Here is a 20,451-nt window from a genome sequence, read left to right on the forward strand (position 1 = left end):
GGTTATCGATACGATTACCGTGAGCAGCAGTGTAGTGCTAATCGAACTTACTATTTTTACCAGAACAACCAAGCGAAAAGCGTTAGTGCAGCAATACAGGCAATGTTTAATACGAAACCAATTCGCATCATTTCTTTTTGCTTGATATGACCCGTACCGAACACAATCGCGTTTGGAGGTGTTGCAACAGGTAACATAAATGCACAAGATGCAGCGACGGCAATCAGTGCAGAGAGAATAACCGGAGACATGCCTAAGGCTTCTGCAATGGTCGCAAATACAGGGACAAGTAGCGCAGCACTGGCGGTGTTACTCGCAAACTCAGTTAAGAAGACAACAAAAGCAACCACTGCAAGAATCGTTAAGAGAATACCGGCTTGCTCAAGGAAGCCTGACAAGCTATGAGCCAAAAATACGCTTGTTCCGGTTGCTTTTAGGACGTTACTCAGACAGATACCACCACCAAATAGGATTAACACACCCCAGTCGGTTGTTTTCTCAATATCTTTCCACTCGACGGCGCGAGAAGCACCAAGTAGAAGGATGGCGCCAATAGCTACAAGAGTATCGAACTTCGCGAAGCCACCCAGCATAGCGTTAATAGGCTTACTGAATATCCACAACGTCACGGTCAGTAAGAAAATCGCCAACGTAATCATTTTGCCGTTTGTCCATTCGACTGGTTGATGGTCAAGGTCAAACTTGTGGCTAAGGTCAGGCTTAGTCATAGTGTACAATACGAGGATAGCGATTGGCATTAATACTAGGGAAATAGGTACACCAAACTTTATCCATTCAGTGAAGCTAAGGCCAACTTCAGCTGCTGCAATTGCGTTTGGTGGGCTACCAACCAGTGTTGCAATACCACCAATTGAAGCACTGTAAGCGATGCCGAGTAGAACAAACAAAAAGGTGTTGTGGTTTTTCTTGGCGTCTAGCTTTGTCATCACACCCAGCACAAGCGGTAACATCATCGCAGCGGTGGCGGTGTTTGAAATCCACATTGACAGGCCAGCACTCACACCAAATAGCATGAATACAGCGACAGACATTTTTCCTCTTGCCAGCAATAGTACTTTATCTGCAATAGCTTGATCTAACTTTTGTTTATGCAGAGCCGCAGCTAGTGCAAAACCACCCAAAAATAGAAAAATGATGGAGTTGGAAAAGTTATTCAGTGCGGCTTGAGTGTTGAACACACCCAAAAATACCGCAAGTAGTGGTATGAGCAGCGCAGTAATGCTGACGTGAATCGCTTCGGTTAGCCACAGAATAGCAACAAAAACTAAGATGCTCAGGCCGGTTACTACTTGTGGTTCAAAGGGTAAGGTATTAAACAAGATAATGAACAATAGGATATTCGCGTTCAAAATCATGCTGTTGCGAGTGAAGAACCAATTCTTCAATGTCACAGCGAGTGCGGTCATGGGTAGTGCTCCTTTTGCATTGCCTTTTGTCGGTTTTTTTATGGCAAAGTAACTGACTTGTAGTTATTTATTGATGAAATGTTACTTTGAATGCGAAAAAGAGTTTTGCCTGAATCGTAGAGCAAATTAGAAAGTGTGATGTTGAGAATTGGAAATGGGTAGAAAACTACCCATTTGTTTTATAGAAATGTTACTAGGCTTGTGAGCCACGTTATTCCCCTATTCGACGGGGACTTGAAGAGGCTCGTTAGCTGCTTTATTTGGCTCTTTTACTGCGACGATAGGTTCTTGAGGGCCAAGAAACTTAGGCTGCGTATTGATAATATACAGGTCTAAAAACGCTTTCACACGGGCTAGCAGTTCTCGAACACGCATCGATGTTTTTTGCTTGTTGGCCGTCGGCCCTGCTACCGCGAGACACTGCGCATCAATGCTGTAAGCATCAGCGATGAACAGTGCGCGTTCGCAGTGAAAGCGTTGAGTCACAATCAGAAATCGCTCCGAAGCAAAAATTTTTTTTGCTCGTACAATCGAATCTAAGGTACGAAAGCCAGCATAATCAAGGTGAATCACTTCTTCAGGCACGCCTGCTTTAAGTAAGTCGCGTTTCATTGTCCACGGTTCGTTGTATGAACGGTGGGCGTTATCACCACTCAATAAAAACTGTTTTACTTTGCCTTGGTTGTAAAGCTCAATCGCCGCATTAATGCGATGAGTGTAGTAAGTGTTGAGGATCTTTCCGATGTATTTACTGGTACCAAGAACTACGGCAACCTCATGTTGAGGGATTTGCTCGTATTCAGTGAAAATGCTCTCTTTGGCTTGTAAAACCACCCACCGGTCGATGGCTATAACAGAAACAAGCAGACTAAGTGCAGAGATCGACAAAATCAAAGCAAATCGCTTCCAGGAAAATTTCAGCTTCCACTTTGATCTTATGCGAGAAAACAACAAAACGTTTTATATCCTTAACTAAAAATGTAGTTCTCATCATATCTGATAGAAACAAAAAGAGAGAAGCCCATTTATGCCAAAATCTGGTTAGGATGATAAAAAAATAAAAGCCCCTACATGGTAGGGGCTAATTATTAAACGAATTGTCTCAAGCTTAGAACGCAGTGCGTTTGTAACGGCGGTAAACAGGTTGCCAGAACGACTGTTCAATCGCCACGTTCAATGCTTCATCAGTAATTTCTAATGCGACACCTTGTTCAATTGCCTTTTTACCAACGGCGAATGCGATTTTTTTCGACACTAAGTGGATTTCTTCCAGTGGTGGAAGTAGAGCCCCACGACCGTTGATTGCTAGAGGAGAACATGTTGCGAGCGCGCGGCTTGATTCCATTAGCATCTCGTCAGTGACACGTTTTGCATTGACAGCAAGTACACCAAGGCCAATGCCTGGGAAGATGTAGCTGTTGTTACATTGTGCAATAGGGTAAGTGCGACCTTCATGAACCACTGGCTCAAATGGGCTACCTGTTGCAACCAGTGCTTCACCATTTGTCCAACGAATGATGTCGTTCGGTGTCGCTTCCACGCGGCTTGTTGGGTTCGACAGTGGGAAGACAATCGGACGCTTACAGTGTTTATGCATTTCTTCGATGACTTCTTGGCTAAATAGGCCAGGAGCACCAGAAACACCAATTAGTACCGTTGGCTTCGCGTTACGCATTACATCGAGTAGTGAGAAGCCATTTCCTTCATTTTCCCACTCTTTCGTATTGGTATGCTTTTGCACCAAGCGTTGTTGGAAATCAAGAAGGTTAGGCATGCCTTCTTGTAACAGACCCCAACGGTCAACCATGTAAACTTGTGAGCGAGCTTGCTCGTCAGAAATTCCTTCCGATACCATTTGCGCGATGATCGCTTCTGCGATACCACAACCAGCAGACCCTGCGCCTAGGAAGGTAATACGTTGTTTAGAAAGCTGAGTTCCTGCTGCTTTACAAGCTGCAAGTAGAGAGCCAACAGTAACAGCAGCAGTACCCTGAATATCATCATTGAAACAACACACGCGGTCTTTGTAACGCTCTAGAAGAGGCATCGCATTTTTCTGAGCAAAGTCTTCGAACTGGATCAAAGCATCAGGCCAACGGCGCTGTACCGCTTGGATAAACTCTTCTACAAATGCATCGTATTCTGCACCCGTAATACGAGGATGACGCCAACCCATGTACATCGGATCAGCTAAGCGTTGCGGGTTATTGGTACCCACATCAAGCACGATTGGTAGCGTGTAAGCAGGGCTGATACCGCCACACGCGGTATATAGTGACAGTTTACCGATAGGAATACCCATGCCGCCGATACCTTGGTCACCCAAGCCAAGGATACGTTCGCCATCTGTCACAACAATCACTTTAACGTTGTGGTTTGCTGCGTTGTTCAGCAAGTCGTCAATACGGTCACGGTTCGGGTATGAAATGAACAGACCGCGACCACGACGGTAAATGTTAGAGAAGTTTTCACATGCTGCGCCAACAGTCGGCGTGTAGATGATCGGCATCATCTCAGAAATGTGATTTTGCACTAGGCGGTAATACAATGTTTCGTTGGTGTCTTGGATATTACGCAGATAAATGTGTTTATCCATATCGCTTTCGAAACTTTTGTATTGCTGGTAGGCACGTTCCACCTGCTCTTGGATAGTTTCGGTCGACTCTGGAAGCAGACCTTCTAAGTTGAATGAACTACGTTCTTCAGCAGAGAATGCACTGCCTTTGTTCAAAAGAGGGGTTGCTAAAAGAGCCGGACCCGCATATGGAATATATAGTGGGCGTTTATCGTTGTTCATTGGGTGCCTTATGTAGGGTTGAAGGATGCGCACCAAATTTTAACGGGTTCACTATTTAGTTGTAAACATGCGTTGATGCACATCAATGTAATGTCGCAAAAAAATTCAGATACCGACGAAAATATCGGCAATATTGGTTGTTTAGAGATACCTAAAGCAGGATTTTTTTACTTGGGTATAATGTTTTGCATCATCAAATCAAATCCAATTTCTATGTTTCAACTACCTATCGACAGCCTGCAAGCTGAGTTTGACCATCATGTAAGCCTTAACCATCTTGTGGTGGAAGCCGAAACCGGGTCGGGTAAATCTACCCGCTTGCCCATGTGGGCGGCAAAACACGGACGCGTTCTGGTTATTGAACCACGTCGAATTGCTTGTACCTCGCTGGCTGAATTTCTTGCGGAGCAATCTGGAGAGCCAATAGGTCGCAAAGTCGGTTACGCGATCAAGCTTCATGCCTACTTTGATGAAAAAACCGAAGTTGTATTTGTGACTCCGGGGGTTGCACTGCGTTGGTTTTCGGAAAACAAGCTAGCAGACTTTGATGTCGTGATAGTGGACGAATTTCACGAGCGACGTTGGGATATTGATCTATTAACCGCCATTTTGAAGCAAGAAAATCAACATCGATTGATCGTCACTTCTGCTACCTTAGAAGGCGAAAAGCTTGCTCGTTACCTGAATGCTAAGCGTCTGCGTTCGGAGGGACGTTGCTTTCCAGTCACGGTGACACATCGTTCCACAGACAGCCGCTATTTACCGAACAAAAAGGGATGTGAACAGGAGGTTGTCGGATCGGTAAAAGAAGCACTGGAAGATGAAGATGGCGATATTCTTGTTTTTCTCCCAGGACGTAAAGAGATCGCCCAATGCGCGCAGATGCTACAAAGCAGCAGTGATGTCATGGTGGTTAAACTTCATGCCTCGGTCAGTGATGAAGAACGACATCGTGCGCTGACGGTACAAAAGCAACGGAAAGTCGTATTGGCAACCAACGTCGCGGAAACCTCTCTGACCATTCCTAATATCCGTGTGGTAATCGATAGTGGTTTAGAGCGCAGAACTGTACAACGAAATGGACGTACAGCACTGACATTAACCAACATTTCTAAGGCCAGTGCCGCGCAGCGAATGGGGCGAGCAGGTCGCGTTACCGAAGGGGCTTGTATTCGTCTATATGGTGAGCACGCGCCTTTAGAGTTGGTGACACCTCCAGAATTACACAGAGAAGAGCTCGTCGAGCCCATGCTGGCAGCGGCTTGTTGTGGGTACCGTCTCTCAACACTCGATTTTCTCGACTCAATTCCCCCAAAGTCGCTAGAGGCATCTCATTCGACGTTGTTATCCATGGAAGCGATTGATGAGGATGGCAATGTCACGCAGCACGGGAGAAAAGTATATCCACTACCTATTGATGCACTGTTTGCCGATCTCGTTACCAGAATTCAAGCGAAGCCAGAGAAGGAAGCAATGATTGATTTGGCTGCCGCCTTATCTGTGCCTGCGCAGCTCTATCAGCGACAAAGTGGTGAAGTCGCTGAGCTTCTATCTCAAGATGAGCCATACGGATGTGATGCCTCTTTACTGATCCGTTTGGTTCGGGGGGAGCAACTCTCAGGCATTATCATTGATGCTAGCGCGCTCGAAGAGGCACAAGGTTTAGCGAAACAAATGCGAGAAGTGTTTGAATTGCCGGAACTTGACGTTGCCTCTCGATATAAACGTGAAGCGCTCTTTTTCTCCATCGCCTCATTGCACCCTGAGCTTGTGTTTGTCCGACGAGCTCGTCGAAGGGATGCTCTAGGAAATGGCGTAGTCGAGATGCTGGTTGGGCGTAACAGCCGCTTTCCTGATAAAGAAGAAGCGGCCATCGTGCTAGATAGCCATAGCGTGCCAGGACGAGGCGTTAAGCAAACACTGAACCTCGCATCGGTTATGATGCCTATCCCGCTGACATTATTACGCGAACTTGAGCTAGGGGAGTGGCAACAAGGTGAGACGAATTATGAAGAGGAGACCCCAAGAGCAACGATGCATTTGGTCTACGCCGGACGAACAATCTGTACTGAACATCAAGCGTTAAAAGGTGATGTTGCTGTTCAGTCTATTGTCGAAATGATAGAAGACGAGACACTGTTACCAGGATTTGCTTCTCAAAGAAAACAACAAATCCAACACTGGAAACTCTACAACGCATTGGGCCTTAATGTCGAAGGAGAAGAGGTTAACGACTTGGCCTCCTTGACATTTTCTAGCTGGTTAAAGGATCAGTTGGAAACATTAGGCGTTGAAAATGTCGATGATATGGCGTTGTTTGAACCGGAAGACTTAACATTTAACGGTGTTCCAGAATGGGAATACGACGATTTCACGGAGCAGTACCCTTTAGAACTTTCGCTGCCAGAACTCCAACTGGATGTTGAGTATTACGCGTCTCGCAAGCTAGTACAGGTCGTTTATCGAGAGGGAAACCGTAAGGGAGACCCGAAGCGTTGGGAGCTGCCACGTTGGGCTGGTTGGAAGATACAGTATAAAAAGGCCAGTCGAGTGATTGATGTAAAGTAGGTCGGCGGATGACGTTGTGACAAGAATTGATATTTTCTTGGTGAATCTATAATGATTTCATATTGATAGCGTTACTTGCGTGTTGTTTTTAGTTTCTTAATTGAAATATTAATCAATTGAATGCTTATATATGGCGAAGCTGTACATCAGTTGTTACAAAGCTGGTTTTAATATTTCCTTTTGTATGTAAATTAGGGCATAAAAGACGAATGTTTTATATCCCATTGCTATATCAAAACAGTTGAACGATATTTGGTATATCTCATTTTCGAGTGTCGGGGGCATAGAATGGATCAACAAGGAAAGACGTGCATTGAATTCGACTACACTAGCTTTTTAGGAGCGACAGGTAGTAAAAAATGGACCTTTTTAGAGGCATTTGCCACCATCGCGCCTATTTTCGGTTTGATGTGGAAACAGAACATTGCGGAATTGCGCAAGCCTGAAGATCGGTTGTGGGATGCCGCATTAAAATCGATGTCTTCTCGTAAAAGTGATGAATCCAATTTGGTCCGCTTAACCCAGCTAGCTAAACATGAAGGGATCAATGAATTGCGAGTCGTTATGCCATATTCGCTCGATGTTCAGCAAATCGAGTACATAGAATCTCGCAGTCAGTTGAAGGTGGACACGTCAGAACAAGATGTTCTTAACATCAAGTTTTAGGCTGAGTATTTCCACTTCATCGATGTACTACTTAACAATAGTGCAATGAAAAGCGACCTCAAAGTAGGTCGCTTTTTTATTTTGAGGTTTTTGTCACAGGTCTTAGGAAGTGTGATGAATATAGAGTATTTGCACTTAAATTAACAAAAATGTAACGTTTGGAAATGCAATTGTCATAACTAGCTTCTAACTTTGTGTTTTTAGGACAAATTACCGACTAAGTGGTTGGTACTGTAAGTTCGAATTAACGTCCCTTATTGGCATACAAGGATGATCGAGTCACCACGTCATTTGGGCATAAAAACAAACACAATAAGAAAGGAAGTCAATATGTCTTTGTCTCGTCGAGACTTTATGAAAGCTGCCTCTTCAACGGCGATTGTTACCGGGCTGGTGGGCTGTGGTAGCGATGCTAGTGAATCTGTTGCGGTTACCTTTGAGCACGGAGTGGCGAGTGGAGATCCTACTCAAACACAAGTAATCATTTGGACTCGTGTTACGACCTCAGCAAGCTACGCAGATGTAAGCTGGCAAGTTTCATCTAACGAAAATTTTACTGATATCGTGCAAAGTGGCACTTTTGCCACAGACACGAGCCGAGATTTCACGGTAAAAATCGATGTTCAAAATCTCAACGCAAATTCTCGCTACTACTATCGATTCATGGTTGGAGATGTCACTAGCGAAGTCGGGCAAACTCAAACATTACCAGAGGATGGTGTAGAAAAGGCATCCATGGCGGTTGTTTCTTGTGCAAACTATCCTGCTGGCTATTTCCATGTGTATCGAGAGATTTTAAATCAACATGAGCAAGACCCGTTTGATGTGGTGCTTCATCTCGGTGATTACATTTATGAGTATGGTGCTGGTGGCTACGCTAGTGAAGATGCTGAGGCACTAGGGCGAGAGCCAAGCAAAGGCACTGAATGTATTACCTTAGATGATTACCGAAAACGGTATGCGCAATATCGCCAAGATGCTGATCTGCAAGCGTTACATGCGAGCCTACCAATGATTGCTGTCTGGGATGACCATGAGCTTGCAAATGATACTTGGAAAAATGGTGCGGAAAACCATCAAGAAGAGGAAGGCAGTTTTAATGATCGTCGTGCATCTGCGGCTGCCGCGTGGACAGAATGGTTGCCCGTTCGTGAAAACACTTTCTCAAACATGCTGATTTACCGTCAGTTTTCGTTTGGAAGTTTAGTCAATTTGATGATGCTCGACACGCGACTTGTGGGGCGTGATAAACCGTTGGATTATTTCTCGCTCAGCTCACCAACGATGGAAGCTATTGGCGGTTTAGTTGCCCAGTCGCGCAGTCAAGACCGAGAGCTGTTAGGCGCTGACCAACTCGCTTGGCTGATGGATGCGTTCAGTACGCACGACGCAACTTGGAATGTGCTAGGGCAACAAGTGTTAATGTCTCGTATGGAGTTGCCAAGTTCGGTTATGACCGCGATGTTTCAATTGTTTACTGCCACTGAAGAACAAAAAACAGAGGCGTTATTAGCGGTAAACTCTGCGATTACGGGTTATCTCTCTGACCCAAGTTTAGATACCATTGCTTTGCCATATAACCTAGATGCATGGGATGGTTACTACGTTGAGCGAGAGAACGTTTATCAACTGGCCAAAGCCAGCAGTGGTAACTTTGTCTGTTTGGCAGGAGATACGCACAACGCATGGGCAAGTGAGCTTAAAGACGTATCTAAGCATCCTATCGGGGTAGAGTTTGCGACTAGCTCTGTGAGTTCCCCTGGGTTAGAGGCCTACCTCGCGTTAGACCCTGTTGCGATCGCTCAAATGGAATACACGCTGCCGCACTTAGTGTCAGAATTACAGTGGGCAGACATCAAACAGCGTGGCTTTATGCGCGTTACTTTTACGCCCGACAAGGCAGAGTCGACCTGGTATTTCGTATCAACGATTAAAGACAAAACATATCAGGTGACGACCAAGTCAGCCTCTACAACAGATGGCACTACGTTAAATATCGGCTAAACTGAGCCTAATACGAAAAAAGTCCGCAAGCTAGTGCGGACTTTTTATTGGAAAGCATTTAGCAATCTAGCGACAGTGCTAGTCAATCAATCCGTATTCTTTGCTCAGAACTTCGATGATTTCCGCTTTCGGATTCTCACTCAAATGAATCGGCTTGCCTGTAATCTTCTCGGCAATACCAATGTAGGTGCTCGAAATCGCCATCAAAGATTCGACGGGTAAAGCATTATCACGAGCGAGTGCTTCACGCTCTGGCATACGTTCTTTATTTAGCAAGATATCTGGGTCAGGGAAGTGGTTAAGTAGGAACTGGCGGAAACCTTCTTTTGAGTTCTCTACGATGTGACCTGCTTGGTACTCTTTAGCATCCCATATACGAGACGAGTCTGGTGTACCCACTTCATCCATGTAAATCAGCTTTTCATTGCCAGCAGCATCATGAACATAACCAAATTCGAATTTGGTATCGACAAAGATTTGGTCAATTGCTTCTAATGCTTGGCTGATAACGTTAAAGCCTTCTTTCAGCAGTTTTTCGTAGAGTGCGATATCGTCCGCAATTGAGAAGTTAAATGCTTCGTAGTTGTCTACGATATTTTGACGAGTAATATTAACGTCATCCGCTTCTGGCACACCGGGAATGCCTTTTAGAATGCCTTTTGTGGATGGGGTCATTAGCAATTCTGGAAGTGCTTTGTCTTTTTCTAACCCTTCAGGAAGTTGGATTCCACAAAACTCGCGCTCGCCATTTGCGTAAGCGCGCCACATCGAACCCGTGATGTATTTGCGGCAGATGGCTTCGATTTTTACCGGTTTGGCTTTTTGTACAATCCAAACAAAAGGGTGAGGAATGTCTAGAATATGGCTATCTGCTAAGCCATTTTCTTTGAACAGTTTGAACCAGTGATTAGAAATCGCATTAAGCGCAGCCCCTTTACCCGGGACACCATTAAGACCACCTTCAGCATGCCAAATACAATCGAACGCAGAGATTCGGTCGCTAATCACCATGATAGCCAAAGGCGCATCTGGCGCGACATTGTATCCTTTTTCTTTGATCAGTCGGGCGCTGTCTTCATCAGTTAACCAGTAAACTGAACGAACTTTTCCACTATGAACGGGTTTATGGGTGCGAATTGGCAGGTCGTCATTGACGGCAAGTACTTGATTAGCAAGGCTCATTGCGACATTCCTATCATCTTAATCAAACGTCAGAAAGAGAAGATATTCAGCAAAATGTGGGCGCTGAATAAATCGAATGTGGGCATCATACCAGAACTATTTTAACTCGCCAGAGAAAAAGCAAACGTTTGCCTGTTTTCTTTAATACAAAAAAATGCCCCCTTAAAAAGGAGGCGAGATGCAGGATGGATAACGTCGATCTTGTTAGTGGTACTTATTAACTCTGCCTTCGACGAAAAAGACTTCACACTGATAACGTTGAGCAATATCGCGAAGCATTGATTGATTCATTAGGGCAATCTTGTTCGATGCGACGACAGCGCTAGCGTTACCAGACTGAATAGCTTTAATCACGATTTCCACTTCAGAAAGCTGTTGAGACGGCTTCATCTGAATGATGTTTTTACAGCAAATATTAGAAGCAGTGAGTTGTTCAAAGTCTGGACGAGGGCAGTCTGCTGTAAACAAAATCCATTGTTTCTGCTGCGATAAAACAGCCAGCTTAGATAGAAGCTGATCCGAAACGGCCATGGGCTTAGTTGCTTGTGCCAATACGTTGTAACGAGAGTATGTATGAGATTGACTTTGTAACTGCATCTTACTGTTCCTTTATACATGCTGTATGTCTATACAGTAGTTTGTTTTGGCGACCTGATCAACCAGTTTCTCAAAAGTTATTTGCGGTTTTTTGAAAAGGAAATAAAAGAATTTTACTTTAAGTAATTGAATTTATTTGTTTATTTTTCATTTCTGATATGTCTAACATCAATTTAAAAATGTGAGGTGAGTAGAAAGTTGGACGAGAGACATACAGGGGTTTACTACTGTATATACAGGTGTTTTTCACGGACAGTGGTTTGTATACAGTGGAAGAGGGCTGATAACCGATGCGACATGCTATGTAGGATAGGAGGGAATACGAGATAGAGATTGGAAATAGGCTTGGGAGATCAAAAAAGCGCCTTATAAAAGGCGCTTTTGAAAATCTGTTCCATTGATTCCGTCTTGCTTAGCTCGCTCGTTGCAAACGTTCGCGCATTTGCAATTCGCCTTGGTTAAATAGGCGCACGTCGATTTTTGCCATATCGTAACAAGCTTTACATGAGTAGTGGTGCTTGCCATCTAAATAATCGTGACGAGTTACAAGACTAGGTTTTTTACACCAATCACAGGTGCCTTCTTCAGTGAACATTGATTTTCTCCCCACCTAGATTAATTTGAGTCGTTAGGTGTTATTTTGCGCCGGGCATTATGGCATAAAAGCGCGACTTAAGTTAAATGTCTGTTAATTTCTTTGAGAGGGAGATCGATTGCGGTGTTTGATTATATGGGAATAAAAGCATGGTAGCCAAAGTATCCTGACCTATTTTTACTGTTTTGTAACATTTTGTGAGACGAGCTTAAAGGCATGATTGAGTCGCTTCATTTCTTCTTCACTGCCCCTTGTGTCAGGATGATAAAGCTTTGATAACTGTCTATAGCGTAGCTTGATTGCCTGTAAATCAGGGATGGTTTGTGGTGTGTAGCCAAACATAGCACACGCGACGCTTAGCTTATGGTTTTCTGCCTGAGTTTTGGATTTCTTAAATTCTCTGAATACTTTCTCTAACTGACGCTTCAGCTGCTTGTTCGTAAACTCTAGCTCTTTTATTTTTTCCGCCATTCGTTGATTTTGGCTTTCCCCTTTGGCTTCACGCGCTTTTCTATTCTGCTTGAGTTTTTTGATCACGAGGAAACTTAAGCCGCTGATGATGAGTATCGCCGCTAGCCAAATCAGCCATAGAAACGGCGAGTGTTCTACTTTGGGGTTTGCAACTGTGCTTTTCTCTTCCTGTGCTTGCTCCGCCTTTTTATCGAGCGACTTTATTTGCGAGACTTGTTTAGCTCGCAGTTGGTTGAAGCGCTGCTCTAACAGTTGATTATAAGCCTGTTCTGCTGCTGGATTATGCTGAGAAGCCATTTGATACAAAGCTTCAGTCAATTGAGATGCTGTGACCTTATCTTGATTGCGCTGAATAAAGTTAGCGAGAAGAAAGCCCCGATCGGTTGGGTCATTGAGTGCGATAGAGGTTAGCCAATATAACGCTTGTGTTTCATTTTTTTCGCCATTTATCCCTTTAGCAAAGTCGTTCGCGAGCTGTTTTTGCGCAGGGAGGTAACCTTGGTTGGCGGATTGCTCTAGCCAGTAACGCGTTTCTGGTGAGGCTTCAGCTTCGTTTGATGCCAATAATTGTTGTGCGTACTCGTATTGTTCGATGGGGTCATTTGGAGCTCGAGAGGCAAGTGAGTAGCCAGAAAAGCTGAGGCTAAATAAGCAGAGTAGGGCAGACGTTTTGACAGACATTAATATGTCAGGCCTAACGATAATGGTTAGGCCTGCTCCGGTAATTTTTTATTATTACCGTTATGGTGCAACCAAATTACTTCAGTGGCAAGATCTGGATTTCAACACGACGGTTGCACGCACGACCTTCAGAAGTTTGGTTTGAGCAAATTGGGTTACGTTCGCCGTAGCCGCGTGCAATTGCACGACCAGGTGCAACGTTTTGAGATACTAGGAATTGACGTACGGACTCTGCACGGCGCTCTGACAACGTTTGGTTGTATGACTCACTGCCTGTGCTATCCGTGTAACCGTCAATAACGAGACTGGTATCTGGGTACTCAACTAGGATGCGAGCAACACCACGTAGAGTATTATGGATGCTAGCATCAAGCTGGTAAGAGCTTGAAGAGAAGCCGATACCGTTTTCCATACGCAGTAAAAGCTGATTTTCACCAACACGCTGAACTTGTACGCCAGAGTTTAGCAAAGCGCGACGTAACTCCGCTTCTTGTTGGTCAAAGTAGTAACCAACGCCAGCGCCAGTCGCTCCGCCTGCGGCTGCACCAATGAGTGCATGCTGACGACGTTCTTTAGCATCATCACCCGTTGCTAGGCCGATTGCTGCGCCAGCGATCGCACCAATAAGCGCGCCTTGCGTGGTGGAGTTAGTTTCGTATTCACCCGTTGTTGCATTTTGGCGTTGAGTGGCTTGACAGCCAGTAAGAGCTAGCACTAGAGCTAGTGCAATAGGCATCTTTTTCAAGGGAAAATCTCCGTATAAAACTGAGGCGAAACCATGCCTCATAATGGGATGCGAATTATGAATAAACAAGCATTAATATTTGTTATGAGAAAGTAAGATTGATAAGAGTTTCTGTAAGAAAATTCCTACCAATACTGCCAAAGCTCTCAAAGTAAGCCCCATCGACATCGAAGTCATTGCTGCTTATGTGAATCCTTTACTATTCTGGCTATTTCGATGAATCGCCCAACATTTTGCGTGCTTGTTCGCCGCCCACTCCACGGTTAACTGAAACCTTTCTACCTTTCTTTAAGCCCACTTCGTAGTCTTCAGTTAGGTTTTTCATTGCTTCTTTCAATTGCTTCTTGAACGTTTCGCGGTCAATGTTTTGGAATTCTTTATCAATATAGTCATTAATTTTATTGGCCGACTCTTCATCTGGAGAAATAATTGGCAATTTTTCAATCGCGCCTTCCACCCAGCCAGATACAAATGAGTTCACACGGCGAGTCACTTCCTGAGAAGAGGTGCCGGTGCCAGCAAAGCTGTTTCGGAATTGTCCGGTACTTTCGTTCATCTCGCGATAAACAATATCGAAAGCAAATGCAGCAAAAATAGCGCGATCTGCTTCACCGATAAATTCGACACGTTTGAGCCCTTTGTGATTCAACAATACTGCTTCGACACCGAATTTTGTGTTAATGCCGCGAATCACTCGCAATATGGTAGAACTGATGTTCGCTGGTAGCAGATGAGAAGATTGTGTTTTTCCCATTCTGATGAACTCAATATCGTCTTTATCGAGACCATATTTAAGCATGAGGCGATGTGCCATTTTGATAGCATTGGCAGCCTCATTAACATTAGCGGAATTGCCCAGTTCTAAGCACTTGGCGATTTTTTTCAGAGCTTTTTGTTTATCCATCGACAACCAGTAACGAAAGCAGAAAATTTATGAAGTCAGACATATTACCTTTTTTGACATAAAAACGAAATACAAGGTGGGACTGAAGATAATTTCAGCACATAAAAAGAAGCCTCGCATTAAGCGAGGCTGGCGTTTTAGTTCGTCGTAATCAGTATGAAGTCGTACTTGTGTCTAAGAAGCCATTCTTCATTAAGATTCGTTAGAATTACAACCCGAGCTGGTTGAGCAAGTCATCGGCATCATCGTTTGATCCCGACGATTTAGATTCTTTCTCAGCCAACTGTTTACGTGTTGCCTCTAAAATGTCGTCTGGGTTTTCGTCTTCAGCAACTTCAAACTCTTCCAGTTGGATGAACTCAGTTTTATCCATTGCTAGCTCGAGATAGAAAATATTGTTGTTTTCGGTGGAGAACGTCACTCTGCGCGCTTGAGGGCGGTCAAGGTTGGTATCAACTTGTAAGATAACTTGCTTATTCAGCGCCAGCATTTTTGGTTGGTTTTGTGTGATGTTCGTTTGCAGGTCTTTACGAATTTTATTAGTGAAGTCTCCGACCAGTTGATTCATGAGTTCACCCAGAACATCGCCTACCTCGTCAGAAGTATGAGATATTGCCAGTTCTTCTTCTGGCATGCCCATATTACGCATGTAGTTGGTGTAGATCTCCAGTGCGGCTTTTGCCGTAAAATTAATCACAACTAGCCCGGTAAATCCGCCATCAAACAGAACAAAACAGCCAAAATCTGGTTTGAGGCTAGTCTTGTGGATTTTTTGCACCATTGCTGAATAATTTACTTGAGAAGATGTCGCCGAAGTAAGTACGCCAGAAACAGACTGGCAAAGTTTGAGAAGGATATCTTCAGTGGTCACAATTTTATTTTTTTTCATTCTGAAAACTCATCTAGAAACGCGATTCGTTCCCCAATGTAAGGCATCAAGCGTGAAAAAATAAAGCATAAGTTTAATTATTGTATCGAGATTCTGATTTGCTCGTCTTTTTAAATGTTGTAAAGTGACGAAATTCAAAGAATATTACTTCACTAACTCTTTTGTGGTGTTTTTTTCGCTTAGCGCCAATTTGTATGAGAAGTGAGCAAATAATTACACAACCCGCAGCTGATCGGATCAGCGTCGTAGGGGCAGGAAGCAAATGTTACCAAGATTACACTCGCAAACTGATGTCGATCCTCTTGTTCTTAGTTTTCTGAAAGAGCTTGAGCACGCCGGATTCACTGGTGATATCGAAAGCCAATATTCAAGCCGACTAGCGGTTGCCACTGACAACAGTGTTTACCAGCAACTTCCTCAGTCTGTCGTTCATCCCAAAACGACAGAAGATGTTTCTCTCCTCGGGAAACTGAGCAATAAAGAAAAGTACGAACGAATTACCTTTTCACCTCGTGGTGGTGGCACAGGGACCAATGGTCAGTCGCTAACCAAAGGTATTGTGGTGGATATGTCTCGCCACATGAACAAAGTGCTTGAGATTAATGAGAAAGAAGGCTGGGTTCGTGTACAAACTGGTGTAGTGAAAGACCAGTTAAATGACGCTGTTCGCCCTTATGGCTACTTCTTCTCTCCAGACTTATCTACCAGTAACCGTGCAACGATTGGCGGCATGGTCAACACCGATGCTTCTGGTCAAGGTTCTCTGAAATACGGAAAAACATCCGATCATGTTTTGTCGCTACAAGCGGTGTTTGCTGATGGTTCAATTTTAGAGTCGGACTTGTCTCATGGTTACCCAAAAGAAGGCGAGTTTGCTGCCAAGGCGCTACGTGTAACGGAATCCGTATGTCGTGAAAAACGCCAGCAGATCGTGGATAAATTTCCTCCGCTCAACCGATTTTTAACGGGCTACGATTTAAAAAATGCCTTGAATGAAGACGGTGACCGTTTCGATATCACACGAGTACTTTGCGGCGCGGAAGGTTCATTGGCATTTATTACCGAAGCAAAGCTGAACCTGACGCCAATTCCGAAAGCGCGTACGTTGGTTAACGTTAAATACAACAGCTTTGATTCTGCACTGCGTAATGCACCGTTTATGGTAGAAGCGAAAGCGCTGTCTGTAGAAACCGTTGACTCAAAAGTGCTTAATCTAGCAAAGCAAGATATCGTTTGGCACACCGTGAGCGATTTACTTACCGATGTTCCAAATAAAGAGATGCTTGGCATCAATATGGTGGAATACGCAGGTCAGGACGAAGAGGAAGTTGCTGCTCAGGTTGCAGCATTGACCGCCAAGCTCGATACCATGTTGGAAACAGAAGAAGCGGGAATTATCGGCTACCAAGTTTGTAACGATGTAGCTAGCATTGGGCGTATTTACAACATGCGTAAAAAAGCGGTGGGTTTGTTAGGCGCAGCAAAAGGTCGTGCTAAACCGGTCGCATTCGCTGAAGATACCTGTGTGCCACCAGAAAACCTGGCGGACTTCATTGTAGAGTTTCGAGAACTGTTAGACAGCAAGTCTCTGAATTACGGCATGTTTGGTCACGTCGATGCTGGGGTGCTTCACGTACGTCCTGCGTTGGATTTGTGTGACCCGCACCAAGAAGCATTGATGCACGAAGTTTCTGATGAAGTGGTCAAGCTGGTGGCGAAATACGGCGGTTTGATGTGGGGTGAACACGGCAAAGGTTTCCGTTCAGAATATGGCCCTGAGTTTTTCGGCAACGAGTTGTTTACTGAACTGAGACGTGTGAAAGCGGCATTCGATCCACACAACAAAATGAACCCGGGCAAAATCTGTACACCGCTGGATAGTGATGCAGAGCTTGTAAAAGTTACCGATACCAAACGTGGTTACTATGACCGTCAGATTGACGTTCAAGTACGTGACAGCTTTAAACAAGCGATGGAATGTAACGGTAACGGTTTGTGTTTTAACTACGATACTAGCTCGCCAATGTGTCCATCGATGAAAGTAACAGCCGATCGTCGTCATTCACCGAAAGGTCGTGCGGGTTTGGTTCGCGAGTGGTTGCGTCAGCTCACTGAGCAAGGCATTGATATTCTTGACTTAGAAAAGCAAACACTAGAAAACAAAACATCAATCAAAACCATGATTGACCGCGTACGTCATTCTATCAATCGTCGTCACGAGTATGACTTCTCTCACGAAGTGTATGAAGCGATGAATGGTTGTTTGGCGTGTAAAGCGTGTGCGAGTCAGTGTCCGATTAAAGTCGATGTTCCGAGCTTTCGCTCGCGCTTTTTAAACATCTATCACTCTCGTTACCAACGTCCTGCAAAAGACTATCTGGTTGCGAACATTGAGACTATGCTGCCGATGATGGCGAAAGCGCCAGGTGTCGTAAATGGTGTTTTGAAGCAGTCGTGGGTGAAAAGTTTAACGGCATCTACGGTCGGGTATGTCGATGCGCCGTTGTTATCAGTACCCACCTTGAAACAACGAGTAGAGTCGCTGACAACGCCTTATGATCTGCAAGCGCTCAGTGGTTTGTCTTCGTCTGAAAAGAGCAAGCATGTTTTAATTGTTCAAGACCCATTCACTAGTTACTACGACGCTGATGTCGTTGAAGACTTCGTTAAGTTATTGAAAAAGCTGGGTATGAATCCGGTGCTTCTGCCGTTTAAGCCGAATGGTAAAGCACAACACATTAAAGGGTTTTTACGTCAGTTTAAGGACACAGCAGCCGACACAGCGAAGTTCTTGGCGATGGTAGCGGATTTGGATATCCCATTAGTTGGCGTCGATCCTGCTTTGGTGCTGTGTTATCGAGATGAATACGCTGAAGTGCTTGGCAGTAAGCGAGGTAATTTCGATGTACTAACAGCCCACGAATGGCTTTACCCAAGACTAGAAGCGTTTGAAAGCGGAGAGCATAAGGCGCAGGAACCTTGGTATCTGTTTGCGCACTGTACTGAAAAAACCAAAATGCCAAATGCGGAAAAAGAGTGGGGCGCTATTTTTGCTCACTTTGGTGCAGTTTTGAATACGGTACCTGTTGGTTGTTGTGGTATGGCGGGTACGTTTGGTCATGAGGTTGATAAGTTGTCGATGTCGAAAGACATTTACAATTTAAGCTGGAAGCCAAGCTTAGATAAGTTGGATAGCGAGAGATGTTTGATTACAGGCTATTCTTGCCGCAGCCAAGTGAAACGCTTTGAAGGAACGAAGCCCAAGCATCCCGTTCAGGCATTGTTAACTTTGTTGTAATCGGACTAAATCAAGCCCAGTTTTACTGGGCTTTTTAGAAACCGTACTTAGACCCTTTCAAAGGATATGAATCTTGAGAAAACTTGAACTCAAAGTCCCACCTGTTGCGGTGTTTTTGCTAGTCATACTTTTGATGTACGGACTTAAAGTTTTGACGCCGAGCATGAACATTCGAGTCCCCTTTGTTGAATTTGTAGTAGGTGTATTAACTTTGTTGTCTGGCTACATGGGCATTGCTGGCGTGTATGAATTTCGCAAAGTAAAAACCACAGTGAACCCAGTAAAACCTGAAGCGGCATCTTCTGTTGTAAGAACTGGTGTGTTTGCCTTTTCACGCAACCCTATGTACACGGCATTATTGCTTCTAATCATAGCAACTGGTTTGTGGTGGCAGCACTTGAGTGTGGTGCTTTGTGGCGTGATATTTGTCAGTTATATGAATCGGTTTCAAATCAAGCCTGAGGAACGCGTTTTAGAGCGATTGTTTGGTGAAGAGTATGTGGATTATAAAAACCATGTTCGTCGTTGGCTCTAAGCATTGCGTTTAGTTTTGTTTGGATGAGACATAAAAAGAAAGCCCAACGGTCGACGTTGGGCTTTCTTTTAGTAAACACGTTTTTTTGTGCGCTTCTGATAGGGCAGTCGACTAGGCTGCCTTAACGAACTTTGCTAGGAATGCATCCTTACGTTCATTAAAGCGGCGTACAAGGTCGTCAACTGCTTCTTGGTCATATGGCTTCAAGCCACTTGCAACCATGCGCTTAATACCTTTACCAACGACTTCACCGTCTTCTCTGAACGCAAAGTTTAAGGTGACTACACCTCGTTTTCCTTCTACGTCGAATGTTGCGCCAGTGAAATCCACCTCTGGATGCGTAAGGTCTAAGCGTGAAAATTCGACTTCCATGCTTTCATAAATAACTAATGGACGCTGGCAGTTGATCATCATTTGCTTCTCTTTCATAAGAGGAACCATGATGTGGGGGAAGTTCATACCAGAAAATTGCACGTAATTTGTCACTACATGCTCAATAAATGCCGGATCGTGGTTAGTTTCACCTTCACGGGACATGTGTAAGTATTCTTTACCTGCCTCGTCAACAACAGCGCTTTCTTTGTCACACTTATTTTCAATATGAAGTGCTACACCATCGTTTACCATGCCAGAGAAGTTAAAACGCATCTTTTGGCTAACGCCTTCTTTACTAAGAAGCACAGCGAAAAGTAAATCCCCAGGGACACAAAAGCGTTTGTTGTCTTCATCATGAATTGGGTTGTAGTCACCTGCGACACGTTTTGCAAAGTGGCTTGCTTGTTCGCGAGTGAACTGAAACTGGTGATTAGTGTTTGAAAAATAAGGTGTTAGAAACATAATTTTTACGTAGTAACCAAAACTGTGTGGGATTATATGCGAATATCTGCGTAGCAATGGTCCATCCAGTGAAAACTTCACCGTATCCTAACAATAAGACACTATTTCGGCGGATAAACCGTTAAAAACGCATACTTTAGCAACGCTTTTATTTGTTAAAACAATAAACAACGACCTTTTCGCTCGCCTATCTTGTAAAGTATAGCCATCAAAGTAGACAGGTGTTCATAAATAGTGCCATCAATATGTTTAATC

At 44.2% G+C, this 20,451-nt stretch carries 16 protein-coding genes; 5 read left to right on the top strand and 11 right to left on the bottom strand.

Annotation, left to right across the window (positions count from 1 at the left end; translation table 11 throughout):
- Positions 1-56 precede the first annotated feature (56 nt).
- From R7Q09_RS03990 to R7Q09_RS04000, 3 genes are all read right to left on the bottom strand, one after another.
- Positions 57-1,427, bottom strand: coding sequence for a DASS family sodium-coupled anion symporter (locus R7Q09_RS03990; RefSeq protein ID WP_318070529.1), 1,371 nt, complete (start codon positions 1,425-1,427; stop codon positions 57-59).
- 219 nt (positions 1,428-1,646) lie between these two features.
- Complete coding sequence (locus tag R7Q09_RS03995) at positions 1,647-2,381, bottom strand: vancomycin high temperature exclusion protein (RefSeq protein ID WP_005388862.1); 735 nt, start codon at positions 2,379-2,381, stop codon at positions 1,647-1,649.
- 154 nt (positions 2,382-2,535) lie between these two features.
- On the bottom strand, positions 2,536-4,224 hold the full coding sequence (locus R7Q09_RS04000) for an NAD-dependent malic enzyme (RefSeq protein ID WP_005377977.1): 1,689 nt from the start codon (positions 4,222-4,224) through the stop codon (positions 2,536-2,538).
- Positions 4,225-4,437: 213 nt separating this feature from the next.
- Between R7Q09_RS04000 and R7Q09_RS04005 the strand changes: the two genes are divergently transcribed.
- The 3 genes from R7Q09_RS04005 to R7Q09_RS04015 all read left to right on the top strand — a co-directional run bounded on the left by R7Q09_RS04005 (position 4,438) and on the right by R7Q09_RS04015 (position 9,462).
- Positions 4,438-6,792, top strand: a complete 2,355-nt coding sequence (locus tag R7Q09_RS04005) for a helicase-related protein (RefSeq protein WP_318070530.1) — start codon at positions 4,438-4,440, stop codon at positions 6,790-6,792.
- 288 nt (positions 6,793-7,080) lie between these two features.
- A complete protein-coding gene (locus tag R7Q09_RS04010) occupies positions 7,081-7,458 on the top strand; it encodes a hypothetical protein (RefSeq protein WP_005388859.1) in 378 nt (125 codons plus the stop codon).
- Between the two features lie 330 nt (positions 7,459-7,788).
- On the top strand, positions 7,789-9,462 hold the full coding sequence (locus R7Q09_RS04015) for an alkaline phosphatase D family protein (protein ID WP_262638482.1): 1,674 nt from the start codon (positions 7,789-7,791) through the stop codon (positions 9,460-9,462).
- A gap of 78 nt (positions 9,463-9,540) precedes the next feature.
- Here R7Q09_RS04015 and R7Q09_RS04020 read toward each other — a convergent pair whose 3' ends face one another.
- The 7 genes from R7Q09_RS04020 to R7Q09_RS04050 form a co-directional block, all read right to left on the bottom strand.
- Complete coding sequence (locus R7Q09_RS04020; RefSeq protein WP_318070531.1) at positions 9,541-10,644, bottom strand: phosphoribosylaminoimidazolesuccinocarboxamide synthase; 1,104 nt, start codon at positions 10,642-10,644, stop codon at positions 9,541-9,543.
- Positions 10,645-10,848: 204 nt separating this feature from the next.
- The gene (locus tag R7Q09_RS04025; RefSeq protein ID WP_130546007.1) at positions 10,849-11,241 is read right to left on the bottom strand and encodes a SulA-like leucine-rich domain-containing protein; all 393 of its coding nucleotides are present in this window, start codon (positions 11,239-11,241) and stop codon (positions 10,849-10,851) included.
- 412 nt (positions 11,242-11,653) lie between these two features.
- Positions 11,654-11,836, bottom strand: a complete 183-nt coding sequence (locus tag R7Q09_RS04030) for a hypothetical protein (protein WP_005377960.1) — start codon at positions 11,834-11,836, stop codon at positions 11,654-11,656.
- A 177-nt stretch (positions 11,837-12,013) separates the two neighbouring features.
- Positions 12,014-12,988: a J domain-containing protein gene (locus R7Q09_RS04035; RefSeq protein ID WP_182039660.1), complete on the bottom strand. Its 975-nt coding sequence runs from the start codon at positions 12,986-12,988 to the stop codon at positions 12,014-12,016.
- 76 nt (positions 12,989-13,064) lie between these two features.
- The gene (locus R7Q09_RS04040) at positions 13,065-13,724 is read right to left on the bottom strand and encodes an OmpA family protein (RefSeq protein WP_005377956.1); all 660 of its coding nucleotides are present in this window, start codon (positions 13,722-13,724) and stop codon (positions 13,065-13,067) included.
- A 217-nt stretch (positions 13,725-13,941) separates the two neighbouring features.
- Positions 13,942-14,637, bottom strand: coding sequence for a DUF2786 domain-containing protein (locus tag R7Q09_RS04045; protein WP_005377954.1), 696 nt, complete (start codon positions 14,635-14,637; stop codon positions 13,942-13,944).
- Positions 14,638-14,845: 208 nt separating this feature from the next.
- Entirely contained in the window at positions 14,846-15,526 is a 681-nt protein-coding gene (locus R7Q09_RS04050; protein ID WP_005388843.1) for a DUF3334 family protein, read from the bottom strand.
- 262 nt (positions 15,527-15,788) lie between these two features.
- On the opposite strand from R7Q09_RS04050, the gene R7Q09_RS04055 reads away from it, so the two are divergent.
- Positions 15,789-18,824, top strand: a complete 3,036-nt coding sequence (locus R7Q09_RS04055) for an FAD-binding and (Fe-S)-binding domain-containing protein (RefSeq protein ID WP_318070532.1) — start codon at positions 15,789-15,791, stop codon at positions 18,822-18,824.
- A gap of 73 nt (positions 18,825-18,897) precedes the next feature.
- The gene (locus R7Q09_RS04060) at positions 18,898-19,359 is read left to right on the top strand and encodes a methyltransferase family protein (RefSeq protein ID WP_033905135.1); all 462 of its coding nucleotides are present in this window, start codon (positions 18,898-18,900) and stop codon (positions 19,357-19,359) included.
- Positions 19,360-19,470: 111 nt separating this feature from the next.
- Here R7Q09_RS04060 and R7Q09_RS04065 read toward each other — a convergent pair whose 3' ends face one another.
- Positions 19,471-20,196 carry a DUF3581 domain-containing protein gene (locus tag R7Q09_RS04065; protein ID WP_206953221.1) on the bottom strand — a complete coding sequence of 242 codons (726 nt, stop codon included), beginning with the start codon at positions 20,194-20,196 and terminating at the stop codon, positions 19,471-19,473.
- Between the last annotated feature and the right edge of the window lie 255 nt (positions 20,197-20,451).

This window comes from Vibrio sp. 2130-1 (assembly GCF_033339515.1).